This is a genomic window from Streptomyces sp. NPDC004065, from assembly GCF_044903565.1.
Taxonomy (GTDB): Bacteria; Actinomycetota; Actinomycetes; order Streptomycetales; family Streptomycetaceae; genus Streptomyces.
In genome coordinates this window covers 67600-91638 of record NZ_JBJDQT010000006.1, presented here as the reverse complement: position 1 = coordinate 91638, position 24039 = coordinate 67600, and the positions used below count along the sequence as shown (strand labels likewise).

The 24039-nt window shown below is 72.1% G+C and carries 23 protein-coding genes and 1 pseudogene; 11 read left to right on the top strand and 13 right to left on the bottom strand.

All coding sequences use genetic code 11. The features are described 5' to 3' along the window. Positions 1–37: 37 nt before the first annotated feature. The 7 genes from ACI2LW_RS10025 to ACI2LW_RS09995 form a co-directional block, all read right to left on the bottom strand. Positions 38–1846, bottom strand: a complete 1809-nt coding sequence (locus ACI2LW_RS10025; protein WP_404730697.1) for a DoxX family membrane protein — start codon at positions 1844–1846, stop codon at positions 38–40. Between the two features lie 226 nt (positions 1847–2072). Continuing rightward, entirely contained in the window at positions 2073–3017 is a 945-nt protein-coding gene (rlmB, locus tag ACI2LW_RS10020; protein WP_404730696.1) for a 23S rRNA (guanosine(2251)-2'-O)-methyltransferase RlmB, read from the bottom strand. A 120-nt stretch (positions 3018–3137) separates the two neighbouring features. Beyond that, positions 3138–4538, bottom strand: a complete 1401-nt coding sequence (gene cysS, locus ACI2LW_RS10015; protein ID WP_404730695.1) for a cysteine--tRNA ligase — start codon at positions 4536–4538, stop codon at positions 3138–3140. 120 nt (positions 4539–4658) lie between these two features. Beyond that, entirely contained in the window at positions 4659–5063 is a 405-nt protein-coding gene (locus ACI2LW_RS10010) for a PPOX class F420-dependent oxidoreductase (protein WP_404730694.1), read from the bottom strand. A 58-nt stretch (positions 5064–5121) separates the two neighbouring features. Beyond that, entirely contained in the window at positions 5122–5601 is a 480-nt protein-coding gene (gene ispF / locus ACI2LW_RS10005) for a 2-C-methyl-D-erythritol 2,4-cyclodiphosphate synthase (RefSeq protein WP_404730807.1), read from the bottom strand. A 169-nt stretch (positions 5602–5770) separates the two neighbouring features. Then, positions 5771–6559 carry a 2-C-methyl-D-erythritol 4-phosphate cytidylyltransferase gene (ispD, locus tag ACI2LW_RS10000; protein WP_404730693.1) on the bottom strand — a complete coding sequence of 263 codons (789 nt, stop codon included), beginning with the start codon at positions 6557–6559 and terminating at the stop codon, positions 5771–5773. A gap of 415 nt (positions 6560–6974) precedes the next feature. After that, positions 6975–7457 carry a CarD family transcriptional regulator gene (locus ACI2LW_RS09995; RefSeq protein ID WP_003953493.1) on the bottom strand — a complete coding sequence of 161 codons (483 nt, stop codon included), beginning with the start codon at positions 7455–7457 and terminating at the stop codon, positions 6975–6977. Between the two features lie 690 nt (positions 7458–8147). Between ACI2LW_RS09995 and ACI2LW_RS09990 the strand changes: the two genes are divergently transcribed. Beyond that, positions 8148–8822, top strand: a complete 675-nt coding sequence (locus ACI2LW_RS09990; RefSeq protein WP_404730692.1) for a DUF461 domain-containing protein — start codon at positions 8148–8150, stop codon at positions 8820–8822. A gap of 600 nt (positions 8823–9422) precedes the next feature. Here the strand turns inward: ACI2LW_RS09990 and ACI2LW_RS09985 are convergent. Further along, positions 9423–10103: a response regulator gene (locus ACI2LW_RS09985; protein ID WP_404730691.1), complete on the bottom strand. Its 681-nt coding sequence runs from the start codon at positions 10101–10103 to the stop codon at positions 9423–9425. Beyond that, on the bottom strand, positions 10100–11416 hold the full coding sequence (locus ACI2LW_RS09980) for a sensor histidine kinase (protein WP_404730690.1): 1317 nt from the start codon (positions 11414–11416) through the stop codon (positions 10100–10102). The genes ACI2LW_RS09985 and ACI2LW_RS09980 overlap by 4 nt, the downstream gene beginning before the upstream one ends. Positions 11417–11604: 188 nt before the next feature. On the opposite strand from ACI2LW_RS09980, the gene phoU reads away from it, so the two are divergent. The 4 genes from phoU (at position 11605) to ACI2LW_RS09960 (ending at position 15876) form a co-directional block, all read left to right on the top strand. Next, a complete protein-coding gene (gene phoU, locus ACI2LW_RS09975) occupies positions 11605–12294 on the top strand; it encodes a phosphate signaling complex protein PhoU (RefSeq protein WP_404730806.1) in 690 nt (229 codons plus the stop codon). 159 nt (positions 12295–12453) lie between these two features. Continuing rightward, entirely contained in the window at positions 12454–12609 is a 156-nt protein-coding gene (locus ACI2LW_RS09970) for a hypothetical protein (RefSeq protein WP_404730689.1), read from the top strand. A 360-nt stretch (positions 12610–12969) separates the two neighbouring features. Continuing rightward, complete coding sequence (locus ACI2LW_RS09965) at positions 12970–13494, top strand: lamin tail domain-containing protein (RefSeq protein ID WP_404730688.1); 525 nt, start codon at positions 12970–12972, stop codon at positions 13492–13494. Positions 13495–13959: 465 nt separating this feature from the next. Next, on the top strand, positions 13960–15876 hold the full coding sequence (locus tag ACI2LW_RS09960; protein ID WP_404730687.1) for a trypsin-like serine peptidase: 1917 nt from the start codon (positions 13960–13962) through the stop codon (positions 15874–15876). Positions 15877–16060: 184 nt separating this feature from the next. Here the strand turns inward: ACI2LW_RS09960 and ACI2LW_RS09955 are convergent, their stop codons facing one another. Continuing rightward, positions 16061–16546: a DUF4265 domain-containing protein gene (locus tag ACI2LW_RS09955; protein WP_404730686.1), complete on the bottom strand. Its 486-nt coding sequence runs from the start codon at positions 16544–16546 to the stop codon at positions 16061–16063. A gap of 44 nt (positions 16547–16590) precedes the next feature. Here ACI2LW_RS09955 and ACI2LW_RS09950 point away from each other — a divergent pair, with 44 nt between their 5' ends. Further along, on the top strand, positions 16591–16923 hold the full coding sequence (locus ACI2LW_RS09950) for a hypothetical protein (RefSeq protein WP_404730685.1): 333 nt from the start codon (positions 16591–16593) through the stop codon (positions 16921–16923). A 49-nt stretch (positions 16924–16972) separates the two neighbouring features. After that, entirely contained in the window at positions 16973–17278 is a 306-nt protein-coding gene (locus tag ACI2LW_RS09945) for a polysaccharide biosynthesis protein (protein WP_404730684.1), read from the top strand. Positions 17279–17806: 528 nt separating this feature from the next. On the opposite strand, the gene ACI2LW_RS09940 is transcribed toward ACI2LW_RS09945, so the two are convergent. Continuing rightward, positions 17807–18346, bottom strand: coding sequence for a YrhB domain-containing protein (locus tag ACI2LW_RS09940; protein WP_404730683.1), 540 nt, complete (start codon positions 18344–18346; stop codon positions 17807–17809). 448 nt (positions 18347–18794) lie between these two features. Here ACI2LW_RS09940 and ACI2LW_RS09935 point away from each other — a divergent pair. Continuing rightward, a pseudogene (locus ACI2LW_RS09935) lies at positions 18795–19274 on the top strand (tyrosine-type recombinase/integrase); the annotation flags it as partial. Positions 19275–19815: 541 nt separating this feature from the next. Next, the gene (locus tag ACI2LW_RS09930; protein ID WP_404730682.1) at positions 19816–20004 is read left to right on the top strand and encodes a hypothetical protein; all 189 of its coding nucleotides are present in this window, start codon (positions 19816–19818) and stop codon (positions 20002–20004) included. An 86-nt stretch (positions 20005–20090) separates the two neighbouring features. On the opposite strand, the gene ACI2LW_RS09925 is transcribed toward ACI2LW_RS09930, so the two are convergent. Further along, positions 20091–20852: a phosphoglyceromutase gene (locus ACI2LW_RS09925; RefSeq protein WP_404730681.1), complete on the bottom strand. Its 762-nt coding sequence runs from the start codon at positions 20850–20852 to the stop codon at positions 20091–20093. A 229-nt stretch (positions 20853–21081) separates the two neighbouring features. Between ACI2LW_RS09925 and ACI2LW_RS09920 the strand changes: the two genes are divergently transcribed. After that, positions 21082–22449, top strand: coding sequence for an MDR family MFS transporter (locus tag ACI2LW_RS09920; RefSeq protein WP_404730680.1), 1368 nt, complete (start codon positions 21082–21084; stop codon positions 22447–22449). A 208-nt stretch (positions 22450–22657) separates the two neighbouring features. On the opposite strand, the gene ACI2LW_RS09915 is transcribed toward ACI2LW_RS09920, so the two are convergent. After that, the gene (locus ACI2LW_RS09915) at positions 22658–23092 is read right to left on the bottom strand and encodes a DUF2000 family protein (protein WP_404730679.1); all 435 of its coding nucleotides are present in this window, start codon (positions 23090–23092) and stop codon (positions 22658–22660) included. Between ACI2LW_RS09915 and ACI2LW_RS09910 the strand changes: the two genes are divergently transcribed. Continuing rightward, on the top strand, positions 23091–23963 hold the full coding sequence (locus ACI2LW_RS09910) for an AraC family transcriptional regulator (RefSeq protein ID WP_404730678.1): 873 nt from the start codon (positions 23091–23093) through the stop codon (positions 23961–23963). The two genes, ACI2LW_RS09915 and ACI2LW_RS09910, sit on opposite strands and share 2 nt — an antisense overlap. Positions 23964–24039: the final 76 nt, after the last annotated feature.

Sequence of the window (24039 nt, the reverse complement as noted above, 5' to 3'; positions counted from 1 at the left end):
TGACCGGTCGGTCGCGATGTGACCGGTCGGTGTCCTCCTAGCCCAGCAGGCCGCCCACCAGTCCCGGCTGCCCCGAGGACGAGCTGCCGCCGCCCGTGCCCGTCGACGCCCCGCCGCTGCTGGTCGCCGTGCCGCCCGAGGTGGGGCCCGAGCTGGTGCTGGGGGCCTGCCGCGCCGGGGAGGAGCGGCGGGGCGGGACCTGTCCGGTGCCCTGGGTCTGGCTGGGCGAGCCGCCGGTGGCGGTGCCGCTCCCGCGGGTCGCGCCCGGGGTGTTCGCGGGGTCGCCGGAGGGGCCGGCCGACGAGCCGCGGTGGCTCGGCGACGTGGACGCCGACGGCAGCTGCTGCCGGCGCTCGGCCGGCTTCTTCGGCAGCGGCGAACCCGGCCGCTCGTTGCGCGGGGCCTCACCCGGACCGGGGACGACCACACGGTCGGCGTCGCGGACCGCGCCGCCGAGCAGCGAGCCGACCAGCAGGGTGAGACCGGCGACCAGCGCCGTGATCAGGGCGCCCCGCCGCAGCACGAACTGCCGCAACTCCCAGATGTCCGAGCGCGGTCCGAGCCGCCGCCACGCCGAGGCGGCGAGACGGCCGTCGACGGAGTAGACGGGCGCCCCGGCGATGATCAGCGGGGACCAGGCGGCGAGGTAGATGATGTCCGGGGCGTCGTAGACGGGCACCGTCTTCCAGCTGACCGTCACGATGAGCGCGGCCGACAGCAGCGCGCCGATCCCCGCGGCGACCCGCTGCCAGCAGCCCAGCACCGTCAGGACACCGACGACGACCTGGAGGAAGGCGATCACGAGGCCGGAGCCCACGGGGTGCTGCAGCGCGAACTGGCGCAGCGGCTCGGCCACGTCCCACGGGTGCAGCGTGTTCAGCCACTTGACCATGGAGCCGCGCTTGCCGCCGTCGAAGTAGAGCGGATCGCACAGCTTGCCCATGCCGGCGTAGGCCGAGACGCAGCCGAGGAAGACGCGCAGCGGGAGCAGGACGACGCCCAGGTTCATCCGGCGGCCGGGGAAGTACGCCTGCCGGACCTGGTCGTCGGCGTGCCGCCGGGCCGCACGGCCGCCTTCCCGCGGCGCCCGGTCCGCGTCGTCCGCGAACTCGGCGTCGCCGTAGTAGCCATCGTGGCCGTACCCGTCGTCGCCGTCGGGGCCGTACACGTCGTCGTCGCCGTAGGCGTCCTGGCCGGGGTCCGCGGGGCCGTGGCCGGGGGCGCCGTACGGGGGCTCGGCGTACCCGGGGCCGCCGTACGGGACGCCGTCGGGCCCGGGTACGCCCGGCCCCGACTCCTCGTACGCGCTGCCCACGGTCCGCATGTGCGGCAGCAGCCGGGTCCGGCCCGGCTCGGCGGTCCGCGGGGCGCCGACCACCGGGGTCTCGACCGTCTCGTCGAGGCCGTCGTGGGCACGGGCCCCGCCGCGGTGGCCCGGGGGCGGGACGATGCGCGGGATCACCTGCGTGGCCCCCGCGTCGGCGGTGGCCTCCTCGACGTGCCGCACGCTGCCGCTGCGCACGGCCTGGAGCAGCCGGTGGGCGCCGGTGTCGTCGGGTGCGGACCGGCCGCTCCAGACGACCGGACGGCGCTGGGACGCCACCCCGGCCCGCGCCGCGGTGCCGGCGAGGGGGCCGCGGGCGGTGTGGTCGGTGGCGCTCGGGTGCCGCGCGATCCGCGGGGACTGGGCACGCCACGAGGCGGCGCCCAACTGCACGCGGAAGCTCGCGTGATTGACGATGACCTGCGCCGGATCGCTCGGCACCTTCACCATGCTCAGCGCGGGAGCGTCGTCGATGCCCGACGAGCGGTCCCCCGTGGGTGTGCGGGGTGTTCTGGTGTCCACACTCCACTAACCGAGTGACGGGGAGTTAGGACACTGTCTCGGCGCGCCGGAACTGTCCGGACCCCGTCAAGGTTGCACGGAACGCCCGGAAACACCCGGTCGGGTGACCGTACGGATGCCCGTCCGGCCACCCGCGCCTCGCCTCCGTACGGCGCGAGGCGGCCGCCTTGTGCACCCCGGTCGCCCCGGTCGCCCCGGTCGCCCCAGGCCGCAGGCCCCGGGCGCCTCAGCCGCGCCGGCGTGCCGCCTCGTACAGCACGATGCCCGCCGCGACGCCCGCGTTCAGCGACTCGGCGCCGCCGGGCATGGGGATCCGCACCCGCAGGTCGCAGGTCTCGCCGACCAGCCGGGACAGGCCCTTGCCCTCGCTGCCGACGACGACCACGACCGGGCCCTCGAGGGCGTCCAGGTCGCCGAGTTCGACCTCGCCGTCCGCGGCCAGGCCCACGACCGTCATGCCCGCCTTCTGGTACGACTCCAGCGCCCGTGTCAGATTGGTGGCGCGCGCCACCGGCGTGCGGGCCGCCGTGCCGGCGGACGTCTTCCAGGCGCCCGCGGTCATGCCGGCCGCGCGCCGCTCGGGCACGACCACGCCGTGGCCGCCGAAGGCGGAGACCGAGCGGACGACCGCACCGAGGTTGCGCGGGTCGGTCACCCCGTCGAGGGCGACGATCAGCGGGTCCTCGCCGGCGTCGTACGCGGCGTCGGCGAGATCCTCGGGATGGGCGTACTCGTACGGCGGGACCTGGAGGACCAGGCCCTGGTGGTTGAGGCCGTTCGTCATCCGGTCGAGCTCGGGGCGCGGCGCCTCCATGAGGTTGATGCCGCCGCGCTCGGAGGCGAGCTGGAGGGCCTCGCGGACGCGCTCGTCGTTGTCGATGAACTGCTGGACGTAGAGCGTGGAGGCGGGCACGCCCCCGCGCAGCGCCTCGACGACCGGGTTGCGGCCGACGACCAGCTCGGCGGCGGACCGTCCCGATCCGCGGCGCTGCTGCGGACGGCCGCCCTGCGAGCGCCGGGCCTTGGCCTGGGCGGCGCGCTGCTTGGCGTGTCCCTTGCGCATCTCGGCGGGGGGCGTGGGGCCCTTGCCCTCCAGGCCGCGGCGCCGCTTGCCGCCGCTGCCGACCTGCGCGCCCTTCTTGCCGGACATGCGGCGGTTGTTCGCGGCCATGACCTACCTGTCTGTCGAAAAAGCCGTACGTACGCCGTGCGCGTACGTCTGTCACGTCTATGAAGTGTGCCGCCCGGAGGGCCGGGCGGCACAGTCGGTCCGTGGTGCCCGCGGGCGGGCTCAGCGGGGGCCGAGGCTCCAGCGGGGGCCCTGCGGGCTGTCCTCGATGACCAGGCCGGACTGGCCGAGCTGGTCGCGGATGGCGTCCGCGGTGGTCCAGTCCTTGCGGGCCCGGGCGGCCTCGCGCTGGTCGAGCACCATGCGGACCAGGCTGTCGACCACGCCGTGCAGGTCCTCGCCGCGGTCGCCGCGCTCGCCGGCCCAGTGCTCGTCGAGCGGGTCCAGGCCGAGGACGCCGAGCATGGCCCGCACCTCGGCGAGCCGGGCCACGGCGGCCTCCTTGTCGTCGGCGGCCAGCGCGCTGTTGCCCTGCCGGACGGTGGTGTGGACGACCGCGAGCGCCTGCGGGACGCCGAGGTCGTCGTCCATCGCCTCGGCGAAGGCGGGCGGCACCTGCTCGGCCGGCTCCACCGGGCCGGCCTTCTCCACCACGCGCTGGATGAAGCCCTCGATCCGCGCGAACGCCGACTCGGCCTCGCGCAGCGACTCCTCGCTGTACTCGATCATCGAGCGGTAGTGCGGCGTGCCCAGGTAGTAGCGCAGCACGATGGGCCGCCACTGCTTGACCATCTCGGAGACCAGCACCGAGTTGCCGAGCGACTTGGACATCTTGTCGCCGGCCATGGTCACCCAGGCGTTGTGCACCCAGTAGCGGGCGAACTCGTCGCCGTAGGCCTTGGCCTGGGCGATCTCGTTCTCGTGGTGCGGGAAGATCAGGTCCAGGCCGCCGCCGTGGATGTCGAAGGCGCTGCCGAGGTACTTGTGCGCCATGGCCGAGCACTCCAGGTGCCAGCCCGGCCGGCCCTCGCCCCACGGGGTGGGCCAGGTCGGCTCGCCCGGCTTGGCCGCCTTCCACATGGCGAAGTCGCGGGGGTCGCGCTTGCCGGTCTCGCCCGCGCCCGAGGGCTGCTGGAGGTTGTCCAGCTCCTGGCGGGACAGCTGGAGGTAGCCGGGGAAGGAGCGCACGTCGAAGTAGACGTTGCCGTCGGCGGCGTAGGCGTGCCCGCGCTCGATGAGCGCGCGCATCATCTCGATCATCTCCGGCACATGGCCGGTGGCGCGGGGCTCGTAGGTGGGCGGCAGGCAGCCGAGCGCGGTGTAGCCGTCGTCGAAGGCGCGCTCGTTGGCGTAGCCGATCGCCCACCAGGGGCGGTTCTGCTCGTGCGCCTTGGCGATGATCTTGTCGTCGATGTCGGTGACGTTGCGGATGAACGTCACCTCGTAGCCGCGGTGGGCGAACCAGCGGCGCATGATGTCGAAGTTCAGTCCCGACCGGATGTGCCCGATGTGCGGGGCCGCCTGCACGGTGGCACCGCAGAGGTAGATCGAGACACAACCCGGCTTGAGCGGGGTGAAGTCACGGATCTGCCGGGCGCTGGTGTCGTACAGGCGAATGGTCACCACTCCAGGGTAGTGGGCGCGGGACAGTGCCTCGCGCCCCTCGGCCGCACCGGGCGCGCTTTCGTGGCCGGGAGGGTGCCGCCGCGCGGACCGCGCGCGGGCGCCGACGGGGGCGCGGCCTCACAGGTTCCCGACGACCTTGCGGGCCCTGATCCGCACGACCACCCGCTGCGCGTCCTGGGCGGAGGCCGGGTTGAACTCGGCGTACTTCCTGCCGGTGTACTTCAGGCTCAGCTCGTCGATGAGTTCCTGACCGCCCTCGGTGGTCATCTCCGCGGTGCCGCGGATCTCGGCGTACTCGTACGGCGACTCGGGGTCCTGGACGACGACGCCCACCCGCGGGTCCCGGTCGAGGTTCTTCTTCTTGCGGCGGTCCACTGTGGTGGAGACGAGGAGGTCGTCACCGTCCCGCTTCACCCACACGGGCGACATCTGGGGGCTGCCGTCGGGCTGGATCGTGCCGAGGACGACGAAGACGGGGCCGTCCAGCAGGCTCTTGAGGCGGTCGGACAGTACGGCGGACATGGGGGCACCCTCCGGTCCATCGGCTCATCGGTGGCTTGGTGGGTACCTTCGCACGCTCTCAGTCCACGCGCACGACGAGCGCCGTGGCCACGGCCATCAGGCCCTCGCCGCGGCCGGGGAAACCGAGCCCGTCGGTTGTCGCCCCGGAGACGGACACGGGTGCGCCGGCCGCCTCGGAGAGGATCCGCTGCGCCTCCTCGCGCCGCTTGCCGATCTTCGGCCGGGGGCCGACGACCTGCACCGCCACGTTCCCGATCCGGAAGCCCGCCGCCCGGACGATCCGCGCGGCCTCGGTGAGCAGCGTGACCCCGGACGCGCCCGACCACTCGGGGCGCCCGGTGCCGAAGTGCTGTCCGAGGTCGCCGAGGCCGGCGGCGGAGAACAGCGCGTTGCACGCGGCGTGCGCGACGACGTCGGCGTCGGAGTGGCCGGCCAGCCCGGAGCCCTCGCCCTCCCACTTCAGGCCCGCGCACCACAGCTCGCGGCCCTCCTCGAAGGCGTGGATGTCGGTGCCGACACCGACCTGGGGCAGCGGCACGGGGGACGGGCCGCCGGGCGTCCCGGAGGCGGGGGCGGTGCCGGCGGGCCCGGGGGCGCCGGGGGGCGCGGAGGCGGACCCGCTGCCGGCCGAACCGGGGGCGCCGGGGGGCGCGGAGGCGGACCCGCTGCCGGTCGACCCGGGGGCGCCGGGGGGCGCGGGTGCCGTCTCAGAAGCCATCGTTGAGCCTCCGGCGGGCCAGCACCGCCTCGGCGAGCACCAGGTCCAGCGGGCGGGTGACCTTGAAGGCCTCCTCGTGGCCGGGCACGGCCACGACCGGCTCGCCGAGCTGCTCGACCATGCTCGCGTCGTCGGTGACGTTGTCGGTGACCGTCTCGTGGGCGCGGACCAGTGTGGCCCGGTCGAAGCCCTGCGGGGTCTGCACGGCCCGCAGCCGGGAGCGGTCCGGTGTGGCGACGACCCGCTCGGGCTCGCCGGACGCGGCGGCCGGCTCCACCTGCTTGACGGTGTCCGCCAGCGGCAGCGCGGGCACGACGGCGACCGCCCCGTCCCGTACGGCCTCGATGACCGCGTCGACGGTGTCCACCGGCACCAGCGGGCGGGCCGCGTCGTGCACCAGGACGATGTCGTGGCCGGGCGGCAGCGCGTCCAGGCCCAGCCGCACCGACTCCTGGCGGCTCTCGCCGCCGGGCACCACCAGGAAGTCGGTGCTGCCCCAGCTGCCGCTGGGGGTGCCCCCGGGCAGCGCGTGCGCGTCGAGCAGCGACTTCACCTCGGCGGCGCCGTCGGGCGGGGCGACCACCACCACCAGGGACACGTGGCGGGAGGCGGCCATGGCGCGCACGGCGTGGATGAGCATCGGCGTGCCGTTCAGCGTGCGCAGCGCTTTGGGGGCGCCCGGACCGAGGCGTACACCCCGTCCGGCGGCCGGAATCACGGCGGCGACGGCTGTCCCCGGGCGGGCACCTGTGGGCGAAGGGCGCGATTCGTCAGACATCGGTTCCTGTCAGGTTTGTGTGCTGGCCTTGTCTGGGTATGGCCACACCGTGCCGGGCGCGACGCCTCGACCGGACCCTTCCGTGACCCCGGCCGGGCGGACTGCCCGAACTCGGCACACAGTATCGGGGGGACTCCCCCGTCGTACGGCACGGCCGCCGGGTACCGGCCTGCTCGGGCGGTACCGCTCCCGGACGGCCACCGGCAGGCAGGTACGGCAGGCGGCAGGCGGGTACCGGGTAACCGGGTGTTGGGGTACGAGAGAGTACGAGTACGGGCGTACGGACATGCCGCAGCGCCCGGCGACTGCGTGGCGTCATCGGGCACCGCGGCATGATCGGTGTGCTGAACTGGGGCGGGCTGGTGTCGTCGCCCCGGTCAGGACGTGCCTGTACTCGCGGGGAGTCGTCGCGTCGTCAGGACGCGAGCACCTCGTCGAGCAGCGCCTCGGCCTTGTCCTCGTTCGTGTTCTCCGCGAGGGCGAGCTCGCTCACCAGGATCTGGCGGGCCTTGGCGAGCATGCGCTTCTCACCGGCGGAGAGTCCGCGCTCGCGCTCACGACGCCACAGGTCACGCACGACTTCCGCGACCTTGATGACATCGCCGGAGGCGAGCTTCTCCAGGTTTGCCTTGTAGCGACGCGACCAGTTCGTGGGCTCCTCGGCGTATGGAGCGCGCAGCACCTCGAAGACCCGGTCCAGCCCGTCCTGACCGACCACATCACGCACGCCGACGAACTCCGCATTGTCCGCTGGCACACGCACCGTCAGGTCACCCTGGGCGACCTTCAGCACCAAGTAGGTCTTGTCCACGCCTTTGATCTGACGAGTTTCGATGGCCTCGATCAGCGCGGCCCCGTGATGGGGATAGACCACGGTGTCGCCAACCTTGAACGTCATGTGACAGGTACCCCTTCCGTGGCTATCCAGGGTAACACGGATACGGCGTCTTCTGAATGGCGTTTTCGCAGGTCAGGGCATATCTCGGGGCTTGACAACAGCAACCGGAACGTGCTTCGGGAGGGGCGCGGGGGCCAAGAGGAACCGGGTATTCGCAGGTCGGAGGGGCTGTCCGCACGGGGTGAAACCCGTACGTTACACACATCCGGCGGACCGTCCAAGCGGCTGAACATCCCGATTTGTCCGGTTCCAGGCGTGCGACTTCCGCTACTCCGTTCGGTGCGCACCGGCGAGCTTCGGCCGGATCCCCGCCGATTCCGGAATTGATCACGGCCCCGGCACAACGCGCCGGGCGGGCCGCGGGTGATCAATTCCCGCGGCGGCCGCGCATTCCGCGGCGAAATCCGCGAGATGCGCCGAGATCCGCCGCCGGGGTATGTCCCGGGAGCCTTATGTGAATGGCGGACGACGGTCCGGCCAATGCGCGTGACGGGGCCGGTGGAGGGGCGCATTGCGGACCGCGCGAGGCCCGTGGCGCACGCGGTGTCCGGGTGCCGCGCGGGACGCGGGGGCGGGTCGGGTGCAAAGCCCCGGGAACGGCTCGGTAACCTAAGGCCGCTGACAGACACTTAGGGCGGCTTTATGACGAGGCCGTCCTGCTCCGCCCACGTTCAAGGAGTTGCCGCCGCCGTGAGCAGCAGCCTTCGACGCGGCGCCCTCGCCGCCGCCGCCATCGCGTTCTCGATCGCCTCGCTCGCCGCGTGCGGCGCCGGCAACAACGCCCAGACGCTCCAGGTCAAGCCGGACAACGCGGCCGTCACCTCGGGCGACATCAAGATCCAGAACGTCACGATCATCACCCAGCCCGACCCGCAGTCCAAGGGCCCGGCCGTCGTCTCCGCGACCGTCTTCAACGGCGGCGACACCGACCAGACGCTGGACGCGATCCGTGTCGCCGGTGACGGAACCGCCCAGATCACGCCCGCCAAGGGCACGGGCAAGGTGACCGTCCCGGCCGGCGGCTCGGTGGTCATCGGCGGCAAGGGCAACGCCTCCGCCGCGCTGCCCAGCCCCGGTGCGAACCTGCAGGACGGCAACGCGCAGAAGGTCACCTTCACCCTGAGCAAGACCGGTGACGTGAGCCTGGTCGCCTTTGTCGTCCCGGCCAGGAACTACTTCGACAAGTGGGGCCCGAGCAACGTCCCGGCCCGGCCGGGCGGCGAGGCGACGCCGCACCCCTCCGGCTCCGCATCGGGCAAGCCGGCGAAGCCGGGGTCCCCGTCCGGCAAGCCGTCCGACGGCTCCTCCGAGCCGGCCGGCGCCACCCCGAGCGACTCCGCGTCGCAGTCGGCGGCCGGTCACTGAGGACGCCGCGCACCCGCGCACCCCGCCGCCGTACACGGATGAAGGGCGGCACCCTCTCGATGAGGGTGCCGCCCTTCGCCGTCCGCCCGGCTGCCCGTCCCGCCGGGCGGACGGCCGCCGTGGGCCGGACCGGCCGTTCGTCCGGATGATCCGCCCCGGTCGCCGTGGGCCGGATCGGCCGGGTCCGCCGCCGTGGGCCGGCTGTGCCGCCTCGGCCCGGTCAGCCCGGTCGCCTCGGCCCGGTCGCCCGCTCGGCGGGGCGGGGCCCGGTCAGAGCCCGCTCGGCCCGGTTGCCGTGGGCCGGATCGGCCGGGTCCGCCGCCGTGGGCCGGCTGTGCCGCCTCGCCCCGGCCGGCCCGGTCGCCTCGGCCCGGTCGCCCGCTCGGCGGGGCGGGGCCCGGTCAGAGCCCGCTCGGCCCGGTTGCCGTGGGCCGGATCGGCCGGGTCCGCCGCCGTGGGCCGGCTGTGCCGCCTCGCCCCGGCCGGCCCGGTCGCCTCGGCCCGGTCGCCCGCTCGGCGGGTCGGGGCCCGGTCAGAGCTCGCTCGCCCCGGCCGGCCCGGTCAGAGTCCGCTCGGCTCGGCCGGATCCGCCCGGTCGGCCTACGGCTCGAACTTGTAGCCCAGGCCCCGCACCGTCACCAGGTAGCGCGGCGCGCCCGGGTCCGGCTCGATCTTGGCGCGCAGCCGCTTGACGTGGACGTCGAGCGTCTTGGTGTCGCCCACGTAGTCCGCACCCCAGACGCGGTCGATGAGCTGCATGCGGGTGAGCACCCGGCCGGCGTTGCGCAGCAGCATCTCGAGCAGGTCGAACTCCTTCAGCGGCAGGTCCACCTTCGACCCGGAGACCGTGACGACGTGCCGGTCGACGTCCATGCGGACCGGCCCGGCCTCCAGGGCGGCCGGGGCGACCTCCTCGGGCTCGCCGCGCCGGCGCAGCACCGCGCGGATCCGGGCGACCAGCTCGCGGGAGGAGAAGGGCTTGGTGACGTAGTCGTCGGCGCCTATCTCCAGGCCGACGACCTTGTCGATCTCGCTGTCCTTGGCCGTCACCATGATCACGGGGACGTTGGAGCGGCCGCGCAGCTGCCGGCACACCTCCGTGCCGGGCAGCCCCGGCAGCATCAGGTCGAGGAGGACGAGGTCGGCGCCGTTGCGCTCGAACTCGTCGAGGCCCTCGGGCCCCGTGGCCGCGATGGCGACCTCGAAGCCCTCCTTGCGGAGCATGTACGACAGGGCGTCGGAGAAGGACTCCTCGTCCTCGACGACGAGCACTCGGGTCACGGAAGGACCTCCGGGGCGGGAAGCGGTGCGTACGGTGATGGGTCGGTGGGGGGCTGCCCGTCCTCGTCGTCGAGGACGGGATGCCGGCGGGCCCGGTCGCGGGCCTCGCGGGCGGCGGCCGCCTCCGGCAGCCGCAGGGTGAACGTGGAGCCCTGTCCCTCTGCGCTCCACACCGTGACCTCCCCGCCGTGCGAGGCGACCACGTGCTTCACGATCGCCAGGCCCAGGCCGGTGCCGCCGGTGGCACGGGAGCGGGCCGGGTCGACGCGGTAGAAGCGCTCGAAGATGCGCTCCTTGTCCTTCTCGGAGATGCCGATGCCCTGGTCGGTGACGGCGATCTCGATCAGGTCCCCGCCGGGCGCGCTCACCCGGCGCGCGGAGATGCCGACGCGGGTGCGGGCCGGGGAGTAGTTGACGGCGTTCTCGACCAGGTTGCCGAGGGCCGCGGCGAGCTGCCCGCGGTTGCCCCACACGCGCAGGTCCGCGGCGCCCGGCCGGCTTGTCCCGTCGCCCTCGGCACCGGGCCCCTCGGGCCCCTTCGTCGCCGCCGCCATGGTGATCTGCTTGGTGCCCGCCTGGTGGCGGCAGCGGTCGACGGCCTCGGCGACCAGTTCGTCCACGCGCACGGGCTCGGCGTCCTCGAGCGGATCGTCGTTCTGCACCCGGGACAGGTCGATGAGCTCCTGCACCAGGTTGGTCAGCCGGGTCGCCTCGATCTGCATCCGCCCGGCGAAGCGCTGCACGGCCTCGGGGTCGTCGGAGGCGTCCATGACGGCCTCGGACAGCAGGGACAGCGCGCCCACCGGGGTCTTCAGCTCGTGGCTCACATTGGCGACGAAGTCGCGCCGTACGGCCTCGATCCGGCGGGCCTCGGTGAGGTCCTCCACGAGCAGCAGCACCAGCCGGGACCCGAGCGGGGCGACCCGTGCGGAGACGGCCAGGGCCTCGCCGCGTCCGGTGCCGCGCCGCGGCAGGTCCAGCTCGACCTGCCGTATCTCCCCGTCCCTGCGGGTGTCCCGGGCCATCTGGAGCATCGGCTCCACGGCCAGCTTGCCCCCGCGGACCAGCCCGAGGGCGTACGCCGCCGAACTCGCCTTGACGACGCCGTCGGCCTCGTCGAGGACCACGGCGGAGGAGCGGAGCACCGACAGGACGGTGTCCACACCCGGCGGAAGCACCGGGTCGGTGTGCAGGGACGTACGGGTCGGGCGCTTCTGCTCCCGCTCGCTGAAGCGGAACGCCAGCATGGCGATCACACCGGTGAGCACCCCGGCGATCGCCGCCGCTGCGGCGACCGCCGCGTTCACGTCCATGCGTCCAGGTTAGGCATGGCGCCGAAGGTGCCCACAGCCGTCGGAGTGCGAGCTCGGACACTCGTCGCCCAGAGTTCACCTCGGCGCCGGCGACGGTTCATACGGGGTGGCCGAAACGGACGCCCGGGGCCCCGAACGTGGGAGCGTGGGGTGCACAGCCCTACCGGATGCGCACGAGAGGGAACCTGATGCGGGACGCGTACCACGAGGAACTGGACTCGATCGGCGACGGTCTGGTGGAGATGACCCGGCTGGTCGGGTCGGCCATCGGGCGCGCCACGACGGCCATCCTCGACTCCGACCTGAAACTGGCCGAGAGCGTGATCGAGGCCGACCAGAAGGTCGACGAGCTCCAGCACGACCTGGAGGCGCGGGCGATCGCCCTGCTGGCCAGGCAGCAGCCGGTGGCGACGGACCTGCGCATCGTCGTCACCTCGCTGCGCATGTCCGCCGACCTGGAGCGCTCCGGCGACCTCGCCCAGCACGTCGCCAAGCTGGCCCGGCTGCGCTTCCCCGAGCGGGCGGTCCCGCAGGACCTGCACGCCACCATCCTGGAGATGGGCCAGCTCGCCCAGCGTCTGATGGCGAAGGCGGCCGAGGTGATCGTGACCAAGGACGTCGACCTGGCCCTCCAGCTGGAGCAGGACGACGACGAGATGGACCTGCTGCACCGCACCCTCTTCCAGCACCTCATCGACGACCGCTGGAAGCACGGCATCGAGACCGCCGTCGACGTCACCCTGCTCGGCCGCTACTACGAGCGCTACGCGGACCACGCGGTCGCCGTCGCCAAGCGCGTGGTGTACCTGGTGACGGGTGAGCACGCGGACGAGATCCAGCAGGACATCCAGCCGGTGACGGGCGTGGAGGGTGCCTGACGGCGCCCGACGGCGCCTCGGGGCGCCCGGCAGCGCCTCGCGGCGCCCCGGCCGGCGTGGGGCCGGGGCGCCGGGGCTCGCGCGAGCCACTGTGCGCCGTTGATGCGCCCAGTGGCGCGGGCATGGAATGGGCAAAGGCACCAGCCTCGAGGAGGGCCCATGTCCGATTCACCCAGCACCACGTCCGACCCCACGCAGGAGCGCGAGACCGAACAGCCCGCCGGGATCAGGAGCCTGCCGCTGGCCGCCGCCTGCGGCTGCGGTTCGGGCTGCGGCTGCGGGTGCCAGTCGGGCGCCCCCTGCCAGTGCGGCTGACTCCCGTCACTTCTTCACCACGAAGGGCCCCGGCCTCGGCCGGGGCCCTTCGCCCTGTGTACGGCCGGCTCCGGCAGGTTCCGGGCGTTACCCACTTTCGGGTGACGAAGACGGCGGCCGTGGGGTGGCGCGCCCTGGCGATAAAACACCACATGCCCGTCAATAAAGGGCTGTGCCTGCTTACGAGCTGTCAACCCCGCACGTTCGCCTGATTAATGGACATTGCACTCAAGAGTCACGGATATATGGATGACTTGTAACACCGCACGGATTGCGGCGACGGGCGGCGCGCACCGGGACCAAGGTGTGTCTGCGCGGCCGACCGGCCGCACTCGCACTCGCACTTTCGCAGGGGGCACTGTGTCCGTTTCCGCTTCCGTCACCGCCCGCCGTCTGGCCGCCGCCGCGCTCACCGCCGGCGCTCTGGTGGGCTCGGTGACGCTGCCGGCGTCCGCGGCCGACCACGCGCGTCCGTACCGCCCGCAGGTGGAGATCACCCACGTGCAGTACGACACCCCGGGCCGGAACGACCGCTCGAATCGTTCCCTCAACCAGCAGTGGGTGGAGCTCACCAACACCACCCGCCGCTCCGTGAACCTGAACGGCTGGACGCTGTCCGACCGCGAGGGCCGCACCTACACCTTCCACCACTACCGGCTGAACGGCCGGGCCACCGTCCGGGTCCACACCGGCATCGGCCGCGACAGCCACCGCGACCTGTTCCAGGACCGCCGCCACGTCGTCTGGGACCGGCGTGACACCGCCACCCTGCGCAACGACCACGGCCGCGTCATCGACAGCGTCTCGTGGGGCAGCGAGCGCCGCGGCGACCGCGACCACCGCCGCCACGCGGACCACCACAACAACGACCACCGCCGTCACTGATGCCGGCCGCGACTGACCCCGGCCGCGACTGACCCCGGCGGCGACTGACCCCCGCGGCGACTGATCCTGGTCGCGACCGCAGCCGCACAGTCACACCGTCGGACAGTCGGACACTCAGCACGTCAGACGCTCAGCACATCAGACACTCAGCACGCCAGAAGAAGGCCCCTTTCCCGCGGGTGACGCGGGGAGGGGGCCTTCCCCGTGCGCGGCAGCCGGCGGGCGGCTCGGGGCACGGCGTGCCGCCCGGCGATCCACTGGATTTCGTTCAGACGTTCGTGCGAAGATCATCCGTGCTGCCACCGACCGGTGGCGCATGCGATTCGTGAGTCAAGGGATCCACGGGGGATCCGCGGGAACGTTCCGGTCCTGACCAGGCCGGGCGCTCGCGGGATGTCGCGGTACCGGCCGATGCCGAACCGTCCGTCGTCTTGTCGTGGGCCTGACGCCCCGACTGGAGTGGATGTGTTCTCGTTCCGCGGACGTCCGACGACGATCGCCGCCCTCGCCCTGTGCGCGGCGGCGGCGTTCGGCACCACGGCGCCGGCCGCGTGGGCCGGCCCCCCGGCTCCCCCGCCGTCGCCCTCGCACTCCTCCCCGCCCAACCCGCCCACGCCTTCCGCCTCTTCCTCCCCCGTCGTCTCTCCGTCCCCCGCCGACCCCGCCGCGGGGCGGGAGGCCCGGGCCGCCGCCGACAAGTGGACCGCCCGGCGCATGGCGGAGGCCCAGCCGCTCGACGACCGCCGGGCCGCACCGGCCACCGGCTCCGGTCCGGGCGTGCGGGCGGGGAAGGGCGGACCGGCCAGGCCCAAGGGGACGCTGTTCGCGGGCACGCCGCTCGTGGGAACCTTCTTCGGCTCCGGCGGCCCGAACGGCGGCGACTGGCGGTGCACCGGCAGCGTCATCGACACCCCGGCCAGGAACGTGATCCTCACCGCCGCCCACTGCGCCCTCGGCATCCGCGGCGACTACGTCTTCGTACCGAAGTTCGTCAAGGGCGCGGCCGCCGACCAGCAGCCGTACGGCATCTTCCACGTCCAGCGCGTCTTCGTCGACCCCCGCTACGTGCCCGACAAGGGATCCTCCACGACCAGGAAGCCGTGGTCCGACCTGGACACGGCCTTCGCCCGGGTGTCGGCGAACCAGCGCGGGCAGCAGCTCCAGGACGCCGTGGGCGGCGGGCTGACCTTCACCAGGCCGGCCGGCTACGCCAACAAGAACGTCACCGTCGTCGGCTACCCCGCCCGCAAGTACGGCAACGAGGCCGGCCGGGCGATCAAGTGCACCGTGCCGACGACCCAACTCCCCGGCTACCGCCAGATGTCCATGACCTGCGGCGGCTACTACGGCGGCACGTCCGGCAGCCCGTGGATCACCGACTACCGCGACGACGCGCGCACCGGCCATGTCATCGGCAACCTCGGCGGCTACAACGGCGGCGGCAACGACGCCAACGTCGACTACATCAGCTACGCCCCGGCGTTCGGCGCCGACGCCGCCGCGCTGCTCGCCGACGCCGTCGCCGACCGGGAGCCGCCGTCCAACCTGCCGCCGTACCGGGGGATCGAGGCCAAGCTGCCCGGCGGCGCGGCCATCTGGCGCCACGCCAGGCTCCTGGCCTCCGGCGACTACACCGGCGACCGCCGCGGCGACCTGGTCGTGCTCTGGTCCGACGGCGAGATCACCCTGTACCCCGGGGACGGCAAGGGCGGCTTCCGCGCCGAGACCCGGCTCCATGCCCCCAGCTCCGCGTGGGCCCGGGCGGTGACCGTCACGGGCGGGGACTTCGCCGGCCGCGACCTGTTCGACCTGGTGGTGCGCTGGCCCAGCGGCAAGGTCAGCCTCTTCCAGGACGTGAGCCCGTCCGGCATGGGCAAGGAGATCCAGCTGGCACCGGCCGGCTCCGCCTGGAAGAACGCCGCCCAGATCTCGGCCGGCCGTTTCCACAAGGGCACGTACGTCACCGACCTGCTGGTCCGCTGGACCAACGGCGAGGTCACCCTCCACACCAACGTGGGCGCCCGCACCCTGGGCACCAGGACCCGCCTGGCCGCCCCCGGCGCCGCCTGGAAGAACGCCACCCTGGTGACGGCCGGCAGCTTCAGCGGCCGCTCCACCTGGGACCTCCTGGTCCGCCGCCCCGACGGCGCGCTCGACTCCTACACCGCCACCTCGGCGTCCGGCCTGGGCGCGAAGACCCGCCTGCACGCCCCCGGCCCCCTGTGGCAGCACGCGGCGGCCCTGGCCGCCGGCAACTACACCCCCGACGCCCCCGCCAACGACCTCATCACCCGCTGGTCCGACGGCGAGACCACCCTGTACACCGACACGACCCCCAAGTCCCTGGGCCAGGAGCACACACTGGTGTACGCGGGCACCTGACCCACCGCCGACACCCCGCTGTGCCGCACGGCCTCCCCCTGGGCCGCCGGGACCGGCACCAACAAGCCCCCTGCTCACGGACAACCCGTGAGCAGGGGGCTCGGCCGTACGACTTGCTTCCCCTTGCACACGAACGTCATGAACGGCATGAACCGCACGAACCGCACGAACCGCACGAACGGTGTCAGCTGACGGAAACAGCCCGCCACCACGCGGTGAGGCACCCCTCCTCCATGTCCCACCACTTCTCGGCGACACCGTGCTCGAGCAGCCGCCGCACCCTGGGCAGATCGGCAGTGGGGGGTACGTCGAGAGCGACCATGCCGAACCGCTCGATGCCCTCCCCGTCGACGCCCAGCTTCCCGAAGGCGTTGAGGAACCTCTGCCGCGCCGGACCCGAGCGGCCGTCACGGAACACGATGAGGCGGATGGTGCAGTTCTCCGAACGCCGCACCACCTCTCCGGCCCATAGCACGCCTTCCTCGTCGGGCTCGGTGGTCACGACGTCCCCGCAGGCGATGCCCCGGACGAACCAGGGGATGTTGTCGAGCCGCACGGTGCCGTCGCCCTGGTCCACGGCCCAGAGACTCTCGACGCCCGCCGGGGGCCAGTCGTCCTTGAGTTCCAGCCGGAAGTGCACTTTGACATACGGGCCTTCGGGATTGGTCATGCCCCCAGGATGCACAGCACGTCCACACGCTCCCCCAAGTCCCCGTGCCGCCCCGGTCGGCAGGGGCGCCCAGCCTCCCCAGCCGGCGAAGAAGAAGGGCAAGGGCAAGATCGCGGGCCTGGGCTGGCTTCGTCGTCCTGATCGGCATCATCGCCGGCGTCTGCGGTGGCGGCTCCGACAAGACGGACGACTCGAAGCCGGACACCACCGCCGCCAAGAAGGAGAAGCCGGCCGCGGACAAGGACAGCGACAAGAGCGACAACAAGGCCGGCACCAGGAAGGAGAGCGACAAGAAGACCGTCGTCTTCAAGGTGTGGGCACCGCCCCCGCCGGCGCGCTCGGCCCGCGCCCCTGGACCTTGCCGGGGAGGCAGGTGAGCTGGGCCCTTGTCGGCCCGGCGGGGAGTCCGCCCCGCACGCCGTCCAGTTGGAGCTGCACGGACACGGCCTCCTGGACGACGAGCGCATCGTGCTCGGCGACCTCAGGGACCGCCGCGCCATGGACGCCCTCATGGCCCGGGTCCGCCCGCACGTCGTCTTCCACGCCGCCGCCCACAAGCACCTCCCCCTGCTGGAGCGCTATCCGGTCGAGGGACTGAGGACCAACGTCCTGGGCACGGTCAACGTCCGCGCTCGGTCTCTCTCGGCCCTGACGGCCCACTCAGCGAGCCCGACAGCCTCTGACCAGGACAGATTGATACCTGGAGTTCCCCGTGGTTCCCCCGTGATCTGACACAAGTCCGGCACGACCATGCCCTGCGGACGGCAAAGCCTGAGTCGCTAGCATCCCCCGTATCGAGGGGGAGTCATGGCGCTGGGACGTAAGGGCGCACGGCGCATCGTTGTGGGCGGCACGGCCTACCGTTGGCGGCTGCGACGCAGGCCGACCTACTTGCAGGGTCTGGCCTGGGCGCCGTGCACGTTCGCGGTCGAGCATGCGGACACCCCGCGGAGAACGCTCCTGGTCACCACCAACCAGCCCCATTCGAGCAACTGGATCGGGCGCGAAGCGAAACCGGTACTGCCCTCCGACGTAGCCCGAGCCATCGAACGCGCCCTGCGCGAGGGCTGGGACCCGACGGCTCCAGGATCCCCCTTCCGTCTTGACCTGTCCGCAGATCCCGGCTCCCACGTTTCTCACAGGGCCTTGCGCCTGGGTCGATCATCCACTGAGGTCCGGCGCGGACCGCTGCCGTTCGTGCTTGTTGGTGTCAACCGCTGCACGTGGTCTCAACAACGCTGCCCCGTCTTTGCCTGACCGCTACCAAGCCGGGCCCGCCAGCATCGTGATGGGCAATGGGGGACATTCCTCCGGCCTCCGGGTGAGGCTGACCAGTTCCTCGGGAGGTTCGTTTCCGTCCAGGAGGGCCATCACATAGGCCTTCGCCTGCTGTGGTCCCAGCAGGGGGGCCTGCTTCCGTAGGTGGCGTATCGCGGCCATCATCCCGTCGGAGTGCACGAGTGCCTGGACAGCCGTGATCAGCGGATCGGGCGGTTGGACCCCCCTGGCCTGCTGGAGATACAGCTTCTCCCAGCCCTCGCGGACGTATGTGGTGACAGGGATGTGGTGGATGCTCCCATCCTGGCGGTCCACCAGGTAGGGCCCGCCGCCCACCAACATCTTCTTGATATCACGGTTGCGGATGTACTCAACTGACTGCCAGGTGACCAGCCACCCGAGCGCGTGCTCCTTCACGTCGAGGACAGCGAGCTCGGGCAGCCCTGCCATCCATGGCGACTCCTGCCGCTTTCTCGACAGCAGGGCCTCGACCAGCTCCACGGCGCGTTCTTTGGTGACCACGCCCTTCATCTTTCACCACGGCGCAACCGGTTTTCGGTCCCCGGCCGGACATGCCTGAACCGAGATCTCAAACGCGGTCTCACACCGCTGCCTGGGGCTTGGAGCACGTATGTGGAAGACCACGTAGGCGGACGCCCGTTGAGGCTGTGAGCGCGCTGACCTGGTGGGTAGCGGCTACGCCGCCGTGGTTCCCCGTTGTTTCCCGCTCATCTCCAACCGATCGGGCACGGATGGGGGCACGCACGGGTCGCTCGCCTAACCGGAGGCCGGTGCTGGCCCGGGAGAAAATTCGCCGAGCGCGTGGGTAAGGCGATTGATCACCTCGGGGAGGGTGAAGCTCCATCCGACCAACCGCGGGCCCGACCAGTTGATCCGGACGAGCAACTGCCCATCGGCCAGGTCAGGAAGCTCGGCATTGCGCCAGTGGTCCAACGTCAGAGACTCGACCGGCCCAGTCGCTGACGCTCTCCGCGCCCACATGAAGGGATTCCCACCGGTCGAGATCACCTTGCCATGGAAGGTGTCGGACGGGCCTCCGGTGACCAAGCGGCTGATCTTCACCGGACCGCGTGGCGGGCACGTCTGGCGTACGTTGCTCAACGAGGAGGTGTGGAAGCGGGCCCTCGCCTCGGCCGGTGTGATCCCCGAGCGGAAGCCTGGTCGGCCGTACGCCGAGTCGCGCGAGAACGGCATGCACGCGCTGCGCCACTTCTACGCCTCGGTGCTCCTGGACGCCGGTGAGAACATCAAGGCCCTGGCTGAGTACCTCGGCCACTCGGACCCTGGCCTGACGCTCCGTGTGTACGCGCACCTCATGCCGTCAAGCCGGGAGCGTACCCGTAACGCTGTGGCCTCTGCCTTCTCCCACGCTGCGAGCCGCTCACCCGTTGAAACCACGGACGACTCAAAGTGTAAATGTCATCCGTGAAGACTCCCTCGGATCCAGAATCTCCAACAAGACCACGGACGACTCAAAGTGTAAATGTCATCCGTGAAAGCTCCCTCGGATCCAGAATCTCCAACAAGACCACGGACGACTCAAAGTGTAAATGTCATCCGTGAAGACTCCCTCGGATCCAGAATCTCCAACAAGACCACGCTGCCTGCCTGCCTGCCCGACTCGCCCGCCCGGCCGCTCGCCCGCCCGCCCGGCCGAGGACCGGGTTCAATGGAACAACGGAACAACGGAACAACGAAATAATGGAATAATGGATTTCTGGTTCGATGACCCAACGGCTCCTTGCAGGCAAAGTAAGACAAGGCCTACCGGGGTCGTCCACCGTCAGTGAAGACACCCAGAGAAGCCAACATGCGAGTTAGGGGCGGAGAGCAACCGCTTTAGCTGCGGGTTTGTTATTACACCCGCACGGCAAGTAAGGTCCTGCCACCGATATACCGGAGAGGCCGCCCGTACGGGGGCGGCCTCTCCTTTCCATGGGATCGGTTATCGCCTACAGAACGGACAACACATGACCCACATGGAGAAGGCCATGGTGCCACGCCGAGGCCTCCGCATCGACCTCACCCTTCGACCTCTGCCGTTCCCGCTCATCGGTCTCGGCGGCGCTTGGCTGGCCGTCCGGGCCGATACTGACGTAGCAGTCGCCGCCCTGGTGGCGCTCGTCGTTTCGGTTCGCATGACGATCACCCGTATCTAAGCGCCACGGCCCAGCGACGGCCCCGGCGCAACAACAAGCCCCCTACTCGCGGAGAAACCGCAGGTAGGGGGCTTGATCGTGCGGGCTTACTTCTTCTTGCCCTGGTTCTTCACCGCTTCGATGGCTGCTGCCGCGGCATCGGGGTCGAGGTAGGTGCCGTGGGGGGTGAGGGGGCGGAAGTCGGCGTCCAGTTCGTAGGAGAGCGGGATGCCGGTGGGGATGTTCAGGCCCGCGATGTCGGCGTCCGAGATCTGGTCGAGGTGCTTGACCAGGGCGCGCAGGCTGTTGCCGTGGGCGGCGACCAGGACCGTGCGGCCGGTCAGGAGGTCCGGGACGATGGCGTCGAACCAGTACGGGAGCATGCGGGCGACGACGTCCTTCAGGCACTCCGTCTGCGGGCGCAGCTCCGGCGGGAGCATCGCGTAGCGCGGGTCGGAGAACTGGGAGTACTCCGCGTCGCGGTCCAGCGGCGGCGGCGGGGTGTCGTAGGAGCGGCGCCACAGCATGAACTGCTCCTCGCCGAACTCCTCCAGGGTCTGCGCCTTGTTCTTGCCCTGGAGCGCGCCGTAGTGGCGCTCGTTGAGGCGCCACGAGCGGTGGACCGGGATCCAGTGGCGGTCGGCGGCCTCCAGCGCGAGCTGGGCCGTGCGGATCGCGCGCTTCTGGACCGAGGTGTGGACCACGTCGGGCAGCAGGCCGGCCTCCTTCAGCAGCTCACCGCCGCGGACCGCCTCCTTCTCGCCCTTGTCGTTGAGGTTGACGTCCACCCAGCCGGTGAACAGGTTCTTCGCGTTCCACTCGCTCTCGCCGTGGCGGAGCAGGATCAGCTTGTACGGTGCGTCGGCCATGCCTCTGAGCCTAATCCAAGCGTTCGTGGTGCCGCCCCGGGCGCCCGGCAGGCGGACACCGGGCGGGCCGGCCTCGGGGGCGGCCTCGGGAGCGGCCCGCGGTGTCCCGTACGCGCGCCTCGTACGGCCCGTCGACGGTTGACGGCTTCTGTTAAATGAGTGGCCGTCCCGCGACCGGGGCTCGTAAGTTGTGTTCACCGCTTCAGCCCTTACATCCCGGGGGTCACCCATGTCCGTCGCCAGTCTCAGACGTGCCGCGCGGGAGACCGTCTCCGGACTCCCCCGCGAGTTCTGGTGGCTGTGGACCAGCACCCTCGTCAACCGGCTGGGCGCCTTCGTCGCCACCTTCATGGCGCTGTACCTGACCCTCGACCGCGGCTACTCCGCCTCCTACGCCGGTCTCGTCGCCTCGTTGCACGGGCTCGGCGGGGTGGTGTCGTCCGTCGCCGGGGGTGTGATGGCCGACCGGCTCGGGCGGCGGCCCACCCTGCTGCTGGCCCAGACCTCCACCGCGGTGTCCGTCGCGCTGCTCGGATTCGTCCGCGATCCCGCGGCGATCGCCGCCGTCGCCTTCCTCGTGGGCATGGCCTCCAACGCCTCCCGGCCCGCCGTGCAGGCGATGATGGCGGACATCGTGCGGCCCGAGGACCGGGTGCGCGCCTTCTCGCTCAACTACTGGGCGATCAACCTGGGTTTCGCCGTCTCCTCCATGGCGGCCGGCTTCATCGCCGAGGTCAGCTACCTGGCCGGCTTCCTGATCGAGGCCGGCATGACCCTGATCTGCGCGGTCGTGATCTTCGCCAAGCTTCCGGAGTCCCGGCCGGTGAGCGAGTCCGACGACGGCCGGGAGGACGGCGGGGACTCCGTGGGGCTCGGGACCGTGCTGCGCGACCGGCGGTTCATGGCCGTGGTCGGGCTGTCCTTCCTCGTCGCCGTGGTCTTCCAGCAGGGATCGGTGGGCCTGCCGGTCGCCATGGGCCGGGCCGGCTTCACCCCCGCCGACTACGGCCTGGCCATCGGCGTCAACGGGGTCCTGATCGTGGCCCTGCAGATCCCGGTCACCCGTCTCATCGAGCGCCGCGACCCGGGACGGCTGCTGGTGGTGTCGTCCCTGCTGGCCGGGTACGGGTTCGGGCTCACCGCCTTCGCCGGCTCGGTCGGGGTCTTCGCGCTGACGGTGATCGTCTGGACCCTCGGCGAGATGGTCAACGCGCCGACCCAGACCGGGCTCGTCGTCCGGCTCTCCCCGGTGCACGGGCGCGGCCGTTACCAGGGCGTCTACACCCTCTCGTGGTCGGTGGCCGCGCTGATCGCGCCCCTGATGTCCGGCGCCGTCATCGACCGACTCGGCGCCGCGTGGCTGTGGGCGTCGTGCGCGGTGGTCGGCACGGCGGCCGGTGTGGGCTACGGCGTGCTGATGCGGCGCCTGCCGAAGGAGGCGCCGGCCGACGGGGCCCAGGGGGTCCAGGGGGCCGCGGGGGCCGAGGGGACTCAGGGGACCCAGGGAGCCCAGGGAGTCAGCGGGGCCGGCGGGGCCGACGGCGCCACCAAGGGTGGTCGGGTCGCCGGGGCGGCGAGCGAGGTCGGCGCGGTCTGACGCCGGGGCGACGAGCACCGTCGGCACGGTCCGGCGCCGGGGCAGCGCGCATGGTCGGCGCGGCCCCGGCGCCGGGGTGGCGACGAGAACGTCGGCACGGTCCGGTACCGGGGCGGCGAGCACGGTCGGCGCGGTCCCGTACCGGGACGCCGCCCCGCCGGACACCCCCCGCCGGACGGCAGCCGACCGCCGTCCGGCGGGGCGGCCCTCACGGGTGCATCCGCGCACCCTTCAGCACCTTGTCGACCGCGTTGCGCGGGCCGTATACCGCGAGGCCGACCAGGTCCAGCGCGGCCGTGGCCACGGCCCTGACCGCCGCGCGGTTGTCGTGGTCGTTGCCCGTGGCGAACAGGTCGGAGGTGAACACGGCGCGCGGCAGGGCGCGGCTGAGGGCGCGGGCGTGCGCGGCCGTCAGTGTCTCCTTGGTGCCCTCGAAGACCAGCACCGGCTGGCGGAACATGGGCAGGTACGACACCCCGTCGGCGTCCTCGTACGGTTCGCCGATCACCTCGGGGACCGTCGGGCCGAGGCCGCTGACCAGGAAGGCGGTGACGTTCAGGCGCTGCCAGGACTCCAGGTCCTCACGCAGCAGTACGGCGATCTTGGTGTCGAAGCGCTGGGGCGGGGTCGGCTGCTCGTTCATGGGTCGAGACTCCCCGACGCCCCGCGGCCCGGTCTTGTACGTTTTTTGCGTGGCCGGACAGCACCAGGCCCCCCGGGGCGACGACGTCTCCGCCTGGCGCCCGCGCGTCGCGGGCGTGGTGGAGGTGTTCCACGCCCGTTTCACGGAGTACGCCTACCCCATGCACGTCCACGAGGCCTGGACGCTGCTGATCGTGGACGACGGCGCCGTACGGTACGACCTGGACCGGCACGAGCACGGCACTCCGCACGACACGGTGACCCTGCTGCCGCCGCACGTGCCGCACAACGGCTCCCCCGCCACCCCGCACGGCTTCCGCAAGCGGGTCCTCTACCTCGACGCCGGGCACCTCGGCGAGGACCTCATCGGACCGGCCGTGGACCGTCCCGACCTGCGCGATCCCGTGCTGCGGCACCGGGTGGGACAGCTGCACACCGCGCTCACGTGCCCCGGCGACGAACTGGAGGCCGCCAGCCGGCTGGCCCTGATCGGCGAACGGCTGCACGCCCATCTGCGGCAGCGCACCGGAGCCGGGGACGCGGGACCGCGCCGTGATCCCGGCCTGGCCCGCGAGCTGCGCGAGCTCCTCGACGAGCGGGTCGGGCAGGGGCTGGCGCTGGAGGAGGCGGCACGGCTGCTGTACGCCCACCCCGCCCACCTGGTACGGGCGTTCAGCACCGCGTACGGCATCGCCCCGCACCAGTACCTGATGTCCCGCCGGGTGGAGCGGGCCCGCCGGCTGCTGCTGGCGGGCCGCTCTCCCGGTGAGGTGGCGCCGCTGACCGGGTTCTACGACCAGGCGCATCTGACCCGGCACTTCAAGCGGCTGGTCGGTGTGACGCCGGGGCGCTACCGGCTCAGCGCGCGCTGAACGCCGTACGGCCGGACGGGCGGACGGGCAGACGGGCAGACGGGCAGACGGGCAGACGGCCGGACGGGCGGACGGG

Coding starts and splice junctions, on each gene's coding strand:
- ispD (WP_404730693.1), bottom strand. CDS start 6,559: ATGTCTGACGAATCGCGCCCTTCGCCCACAGGTGCCCGCCCGGGGACA.
- ACI2LW_RS09925 (WP_404730681.1), bottom strand. CDS start 20,852: ATGGCCGACGCACCGTACAAGCTGATCCTGCTCCGCCACGGCGAGAGC.
- ACI2LW_RS09930 (WP_404730682.1), top strand. CDS start 19,816: ATGACCCACATGGAGAAGGCCATGGTGCCACGCCGAGGCCTCCGCATC.
- ACI2LW_RS09915 (WP_404730679.1), bottom strand. CDS start 23,092: ATGAACGAGCAGCCGACCCCGCCCCAGCGCTTCGACACCAAGATCGCC.
- ACI2LW_RS10010 (WP_404730694.1), bottom strand. CDS start 5,063: ATGTCCGCCGTACTGTCCGACCGCCTCAAGAGCCTGCTGGACGGCCCC.
- ACI2LW_RS09955 (WP_404730686.1), bottom strand. CDS start 16,546: ATGACCAATCCCGAAGGCCCGTATGTCAAAGTGCACTTCCGGCTGGAA.
- ACI2LW_RS09920 (WP_404730680.1), top strand. CDS start 21,082: ATGTCCGTCGCCAGTCTCAGACGTGCCGCGCGGGAGACCGTCTCCGGA.
- ACI2LW_RS09980 (WP_404730690.1), bottom strand. CDS start 11,416: ATGGACGTGAACGCGGCGGTCGCCGCAGCGGCGGCGATCGCCGGGGTG.
- ACI2LW_RS09995 (WP_003953493.1), bottom strand. CDS start 7,457: ATGACGTTCAAGGTTGGCGACACCGTGGTCTATCCCCATCACGGGGCC.
- ACI2LW_RS09910 (WP_404730678.1), top strand. CDS start 23,091: ATGGGTCGAGACTCCCCGACGCCCCGCGGCCCGGTCTTGTACGTTTTT.
- phoU (WP_404730806.1), top strand. CDS start 11,605: ATGCGGGACGCGTACCACGAGGAACTGGACTCGATCGGCGACGGTCTG.
- rlmB (WP_404730696.1), bottom strand. CDS start 3,017: ATGGCCGCGAACAACCGCCGCATGTCCGGCAAGAAGGGCGCGCAGGTC.
- ACI2LW_RS09970 (WP_404730689.1), top strand. CDS start 12,454: ATGTCCGATTCACCCAGCACCACGTCCGACCCCACGCAGGAGCGCGAG.